This is a genomic window from Terribacillus saccharophilus (assembly GCF_002272075.1).
In the GTDB taxonomy this organism is placed as follows: Bacteria; Bacillota; Bacilli; order Bacillales; family Amphibacillaceae; genus Terribacillus; species Terribacillus saccharophilus_A.
On the sequence record NZ_NPBJ01000005.1, the window covers coordinates 108,456 to 114,511 of the forward strand.

10 protein-coding genes are annotated in these 6,056 nt (G+C 45.0%); 2 read left to right on the forward strand and 8 right to left on the reverse strand.

Annotated features, from left to right (window positions below):
- Window positions 1–20: 20 nt before the first annotated feature.
- Window positions 21–392 (forward strand): TIGR04086 family membrane protein, encoded by a 372-nt coding sequence (locus CHH48_RS04820; protein WP_095218193.1) that lies wholly within the window; start codon window positions 21–23, stop codon window positions 390–392.
- A gap of 34 nt (window positions 393–426) precedes the next feature.
- On the opposite strand, the gene yajC is transcribed toward CHH48_RS04820, so the two are convergent.
- From yajC to CHH48_RS04855, 7 genes are all read right to left on the reverse strand, one after another.
- Entirely contained in the window at window positions 427–690 is a 264-nt protein-coding gene (yajC, locus tag CHH48_RS04825) for a preprotein translocase subunit YajC (protein ID WP_095218194.1), read from the reverse strand.
- A 16-nt stretch (window positions 691–706) separates the two neighbouring features.
- Window positions 707–1,843 (reverse strand): tRNA guanosine(34) transglycosylase Tgt, encoded by a 1,137-nt coding sequence (tgt, locus tag CHH48_RS04830; protein ID WP_093879536.1) that lies wholly within the window; start codon window positions 1,841–1,843, stop codon window positions 707–709.
- A 29-nt stretch (window positions 1,844–1,872) separates the two neighbouring features.
- Window positions 1,873–2,901: a tRNA preQ1(34) S-adenosylmethionine ribosyltransferase-isomerase QueA gene (gene queA / locus CHH48_RS04835; RefSeq protein ID WP_095218195.1), complete on the reverse strand. Its 1,029-nt coding sequence runs from the start codon at window positions 2,899–2,901 to the stop codon at window positions 1,873–1,875.
- A 22-nt stretch (window positions 2,902–2,923) separates the two neighbouring features.
- The gene (locus tag CHH48_RS04840) at window positions 2,924–3,124 is read right to left on the reverse strand and encodes a DUF2905 domain-containing protein (RefSeq protein ID WP_095218196.1); all 201 of its coding nucleotides are present in this window, start codon (window positions 3,122–3,124) and stop codon (window positions 2,924–2,926) included.
- Window positions 3,121–4,122 (reverse strand): Holliday junction branch migration DNA helicase RuvB, encoded by a 1,002-nt coding sequence (gene ruvB / locus CHH48_RS04845; RefSeq protein ID WP_095218197.1) that lies wholly within the window; start codon window positions 4,120–4,122, stop codon window positions 3,121–3,123. Before ruvB ends, CHH48_RS04840 begins: the two co-directional genes overlap by 4 nt.
- 12 nt (window positions 4,123–4,134) lie before the next feature.
- Window positions 4,135–4,749: a Holliday junction branch migration protein RuvA gene (gene ruvA / locus CHH48_RS04850; RefSeq protein WP_038561628.1), complete on the reverse strand. Its 615-nt coding sequence runs from the start codon at window positions 4,747–4,749 to the stop codon at window positions 4,135–4,137.
- Between the two features lie 125 nt (window positions 4,750–4,874).
- A complete protein-coding gene (locus CHH48_RS04855) occupies window positions 4,875–5,360 on the reverse strand; it encodes a BofC C-terminal domain-containing protein (RefSeq protein ID WP_095218198.1) in 486 nt (161 codons plus the stop codon).
- A 165-nt stretch (window positions 5,361–5,525) separates the two neighbouring features.
- Between CHH48_RS04855 and CHH48_RS04860 the strand changes: the two genes are divergently transcribed.
- On the forward strand, window positions 5,526–5,735 hold the full coding sequence (locus CHH48_RS04860; RefSeq protein ID WP_095218199.1) for a hypothetical protein: 210 nt from the start codon (window positions 5,526–5,528) through the stop codon (window positions 5,733–5,735).
- A 39-nt stretch (window positions 5,736–5,774) separates the two neighbouring features.
- On the opposite strand, the gene CHH48_RS19425 is transcribed toward CHH48_RS04860, so the two are convergent.
- On the reverse strand, window positions 5,775–6,056 hold a 282-nt coding region (locus tag CHH48_RS19425; protein WP_217978588.1), incomplete at its 5' end, for a hypothetical protein.

The following is a 6,056-nucleotide window of genomic DNA, read 5'->3' on the forward strand; positions in this document are numbered from 1 at the left end:
GACTTGCTGGAGGGATCTTTGTGAAAAAGAATGTACAAGCGATATTGTATGGCTGGATTACTGTCTTTGCACTGCTGTTATTCATCAGCTTCACACTGGCATTATTGCTTCGCTTCTCGGAGATGGGGAAAGGTATGCTGGACTGGACAACCCTCGGAGCTGGAGTCCTCAGTTTATTCATCGGTGGTTTCATTGCTGGGGTGAAAGGCGAAGATAAAGGTTGGATGCTCGGCGGTATGACCGCAATCGGATTTTCCCTTTTCATTCTTCTCTATCAATATCTAGGTTATCAAGTAGGATTTTCGGGAACACAGCTATTGACGCATGGCGGTTTTCTAGCAGCTGCGCTAGTCGGCGGCATGATCGGTGTCAACATTAAAAGCAGCACATAAAAAAGACAGGAGAGAAATCTCCTGTCTTTTATCTTTACGCTTCTAAAGGTTTAACGTCACGAATCGCGTTACGATCGAACGTCAATTTACTGCCGTCATCCGTAGTCAGGACTACAGATGCCTCGTCTATAGCATGCACCTTCCCATGTAAACCACCGATGGTAACGATGCTGTCTCCTTTTTTCAAGTTAGACTGCATTTGTCTAACCTGTTTCTGACGCTTCTGCTGCGGACGAATCAACAGGAAGTAGAAGATAACAAACATTAATACGATCAGTATTAAACTTTGAATATTCATTCACTGCTCCCCCTTTCTAGAAATTCTTCGCGTTCGGCTTGTTGAATCCATAACTTTCGAAGAATTCATCTCGAAAATCGCCAAGTCGATCCTCTTTGATCGCTTCTCTGACTTTCCTCATCAATTCTATCAGAAAATGCAAGTTATGGTAAGTAGTAAGCCTAAATCCGAAAGTTTCATTACATTTGATAAGGTGACGAATGTAAGCGCGTGAATAATTTTTGCACACCTTACAATCACAGTTCTCATCAATCGGACCGAAGTCACGGGCGTATTGTGCATTACGGACAACAAGACGGCCCTTGGATGTCATACATGTTCCATTACGCGCAATTCGAGTCGGAAGCACACAATCAAACATATCAATCCCTCGGATTGCACCGTCAATTAAGGAATCTGGTGAGCCAACACCCATCAAGTAACGTGGTTTATCCTGTGGAAGCCATGGAGTGGTGAATTCCAGCACTCGGTTCATGACATCCTTCGGTTCGCCTACAGACAGACCGCCGACAGCGTAGCCAGGGAAGTCCATACTAACAAGATCCTGCGCACTCTGTTTACGAAGGTCTTCAAACTCGCCGCCTTGTACAATTCCGAATAGCCCTTGTACATCCGGACGAGCATGAGCTGTTAAGCAGCGCTCCGCCCAACGGCTTGTCCGCTCTACCGATGCCTTCATATAATCATATGTTGCTGGATAAGGCGGACATTCATCAAATGCCATCATAATGTCACTGCCAAGCGCGTTCTGGATATCCATCGCTTTTTCAGGTGAAAGGAATAACTTTTCCCCACTTATATGATTACGGAAATGCACGCCTTCTTCCTGAATATCACGAAGATCACTCAGACTGAAAACCTGGAAGCCGCCTGAATCTGTCAGAATAGCACCATCCCAGTTCATGAATTTATGCAAGCCGCCTGCTTCGCGGATAATTTCATGTCCTGGACGGAGCCAAAGGTGATAGGTGTTTGATAGAATAATATTCGCGTTAAGTTCGGTTAATTCCTCCGGACTCATCGTCTTTACCGTTGCCAGTGTTCCTACCGGCATGAATGTCGGCGTCTCAAAGCTCCCGTGAGGTGTATGTACGATACCGAGCCTAGCGCCTGTCTGCTTATCTTGTTTAATGAATTCATAACGAATTGCCATATTATAGTAGTTCCCTTTCTATTATCAATCTATACCAGCAGCATTGCATCGCCGAAACTGAAGAAACGATAGCGCTCTTCTACAGCTGTCCGGTACGCATCCAGGATGAAGTCCCGTCCTGCAAATGCACTGACTAGCATAATCAATGTGGATTTCGGTAAATGGAAATTAGTGATCAAGCCGTCTATAGCTCGATAGGTAAAGCCTGGATATATGAAAATATCCGTCCAACCGCTTGCAGCCACAAATTTCCCCTCATGGTCACGTGTGATTGTTTCCAACGTACGTGTGGATGTCGTTCCAACTGAGATGATCCGTCCGCCGTTTTCACGTATCCGAGTCAGCTGATCTGCTGTTTCCTGTGACATTTGATAGAATTCAGCATGCATTTCATGTTCCTCTATTGAATCCACACTAACAGGGCGGAATGTTCCCAATCCAACATGAAGTGTGATGAATGCGATTTCCACACCTTTTTCCTGGAGACTAGCAAGCAGCTCCTTCGTAAAGTGCAGTCCTGCTGTAGGTGCTGCAGCCGATCCTTGTTCCTTGGCATAAACAGTCTGATAACGCTCTTGATCAGGCAGCTGCTCCTTAATATAAGGTGGCAAAGGCATTTCACCTAGCTGCTCGAGCACTTCATAGAAAATGCCGTCATAACGAAACTCTACAATCCGACCGCCATGCTCAAGCAATTCCTTACATACAGCAGTTAGTTTTCCGTCACCAAAGCTAAGCACTGTACCGACTTTGACTTTCTTGGCCGGTTTAACTAATACTTCCCAGCTGTCACCTTCCACTTGCTTCAGTAAGAGAATCTCTACTTTTGCCTGTGTGTCCTTCTTAATACCATATAACCGTGCCGGAAGCACACGTGTATCATTCAGAACAAGACAATCACCGGACTTAAAATAGTCACCGATATCAGCGAAATGACGGTGTTCCATTGTCTTCTCTTCTTTATTTAACACAAGCAGCCTTGACGCAGTCCGATCCTTAAGCGGCGTCTGGGCAATTAGTTCTTCTGGTAAATGAAAATCGTAGTCCTGTATATCCATACCTGTTAACTCCTAGTCTGTATCAGCGAAATTTGTTGAAGAGGAACAAGATGAGCGACAGTACAATACTTACTACAATCGATGTTACGATCGGAAAGTAGACTGTCGTGTTCCCTTTCTTAAAAACGATATCTCCTGGCAGTCTGCCAATAAACGACATAATAATGCCGATTATAATACACACAACGCCTATAAGAATAAAGATTTTTCCAATGCCGGTCAAGCCCCTGGCACCTCCCGGTTGAAATGGGCATAGGCAAGATGTGTCACAACCCGACCGCGAGGTGTTCGTTGTATGAAACCAATCTGCAGCAAATACGGTTCATATACATCCTCAATCGTCTGGGATTCTTCTCCGATTGTCGCACTGATTGTATCAAGTCCGACCGGACCTCCTCGGAATTGGTCCATGATAGTAGTCAGCAGCTTATGATCGATATGATCAAGGCCTTTTTCATCTACTTGCAGCTGATTAAGTGCCGCATGAGTTGTCTCCTGCGTAATGTAGTCTTCCCCTCTGACCTGGGATATATCGCGTACCCGTTTAAGGAGCCTATTGGCAATACGGGGTGTTCCCCTCGAACGTAATGCTACCTCGTTTGCAGCAGAAGGTTCAATCTCGACATCGAAAATGACTGCTGTCCGCTCGACGATGCTGGCCAAATCTTCTGTATTATAAAATTCAAGGCGACTCAGCACACCAAAACGGTCTCTTAGAGGCGCAGATAGCAATCCAGCTCTCGTTGTTGCGCCAACCAATGTGAATGGCGGCAAATCAAGACGGACGCTGCGTGCGCTAGGGCCGGTTCCAATGACAATGTCCAGAAAGAAATCTTCCATAGCTGGATATAGTATCTCTTCAACAGCTCTTGGCAATCGATGAATTTCATCGATGAACAACACATCGCCTGCTTCCAGAGAGCTTAAAATCGCTGCCAAATCCCCTGCTTTTTCAATTGCGGGTCCGCTCGTTGCCCGGAATGATACACCCATTTCATTGGCAATGATCGATGCCATTGTTGTTTTTCCTAGTCCTGGTGGTCCGTAAAGCAAAACATGGTCAAGCGGCTCATCACGCATCTTTGCTGCCTCTATGAAGATAGCCAGATTTTCCTTTGCTTTATGCTGGCCGATGTACTGCTTTAAGGTGGACGGGCGCAGACTGAGCTCGATCACTTCGTCTTCCTGTTTCAATTCGTTCGTAATCATGCGATCTTCCATCTTCGCACTCCTTTATTTCTTTTGACTTAATAAAGCCAAGCCTTTCTTGATTAGGTGATCAGCACTGTCACTGTCTTCTTTTTTCAGCTGAGGCAAGACAGCTTTGATTTCCCGCTCCTGATATCCTAGAGCCCGCATTGCATCTTCTGCATCTGCTAATGCAAGACGTTTCTTAGAAGTGTTGCTTTCTGTTCCTGCAGATGCTTCGATTGCAGTAAGCGATACCATATAAACGAGCTTACCTTTCAAATCGAGCACCATTTGACGAGCCGTCTTCTTCCCAACACCCTGGAAGCTTGTCAGGAACTTATCATCTTCCCGCTCGATTGCTGCGACAAATTCCTCGACGTTGACACCTGCTAGGATCTGCAAGGCGTTTTTCGGCCCGATACCTGAAACCCCTAGCAGTTTTTGGAACAAAAACTTGTCCTCTGTATTTTTAAACCCGAACAAAGTCTGGGCATCTTCCCTAACATAATGATATGTATGGACAAGCGCCTCCTTGCCTTCTTCCATTTGGAATTGGAAAGGATTCGGGCAAATGATTTCATAACCTACACCATGTGCCTCTACAAGCACTGCTTCTTCTGTAATTCCAGTAATCTTGCCTTTAACATACGCTATCATGCTGTTTCTCTCCTACCTGAATCAATAACTTCCTTCTATCTATTTTACCACACAAGCGTATGTTCGTATAAGGTAAAAGGTGAAAAACAGGAAAAGGACCTCCCTCTCCTGAGGAACGATCCTTTTTAGCTTGGCAGCGGTGCTACATCGTTTTTGGAGCGGAGCGCTTCAAGGACATCTTCATAAACTTCTCTTGATTGGATCTTGATCCCTTCTTCGAGCTCTTCCGCTTGATGACTTTCCAACTTGCCTTTATTTATCTGATAGAACGATTGGATTGCCTGCTGATCTATTGGACGACCTTCGAATATGGTCAGCTTCCCTTTGTAAATACCGAAATAGCCATTCTTCTTTAACGAGGGTGAAATATCCATTACTTCCTGTTTGAATACAACCAAACCTTCTTTCTGGGAAACAAGCTGCCAATCATGATAGGTTGACCAGAAATCTTCCATTGCATAGATTTTCTCTTGATGGGTTACTTCTGTCTGCTTGCCATCAATATATTGACGTTGCAGTACGACCTTCACTTCTACTGGATCCGCAGCTTCCGCTGTTATACTTGGAACTACTAAAAGGAAAAGCAAACAAAAGCCTAAGAAACGCCTCATGATCTTCCACCCCTATTCCGTTGCTTTTGCCTTCATTTTTTCCTGTTAGCGCTTCTTTATCCGTTTTTTTTTGAAAAAATATTGATTTGACCGACACTTTTTTGGTTTTCTTTTCGATTATATGTGGTAAAGGATTAGAAAGTTGAAAACAAAGGCGGGATAATAGTGAGAAACACTACGCAGCAAAAGTACCTCCACTACGTGGAAGCGAAAAGCGAAGCAAACATGGCGAACGTTTTCTCAGAAGAAAGAGCAACCTTGATACTTAGAGATCACATTCAGCACGCCGGTTTGTCCAAAGCAGAAGTACTTGCTATGGAAGATAAGTATCGCCAGGATATGCACCGCATTTTCGAAGAGCATGGTATATTATAAATGAAAGCCCCTTCAACGGAAAAAGGGGCTTTTTTTGTTTCACTTATTTTCTTGTTCATCTCCCGGCAGATCTTGTGCAGGTGAAGGCTCATAGAAATCGGCAAGCGGCTGTTGCACGCCGTAAGGATCTCTATATTCCGGCAGTGCTTGCGTAAATTCTGGTGCCGCTGGGAAAGGAATGTCTGGACCGCAACAAGAGCGCATCGTCGTAGGCGGGTAGGAATAAGGCGCTGCTTGATTTTGAGGGTTAAAAGGTACGTCCCTTTGCTGGTTCGGCTGACCTGGCTGCATTCCTTGCGTTTGCTGACCTGGCTGGCTTCC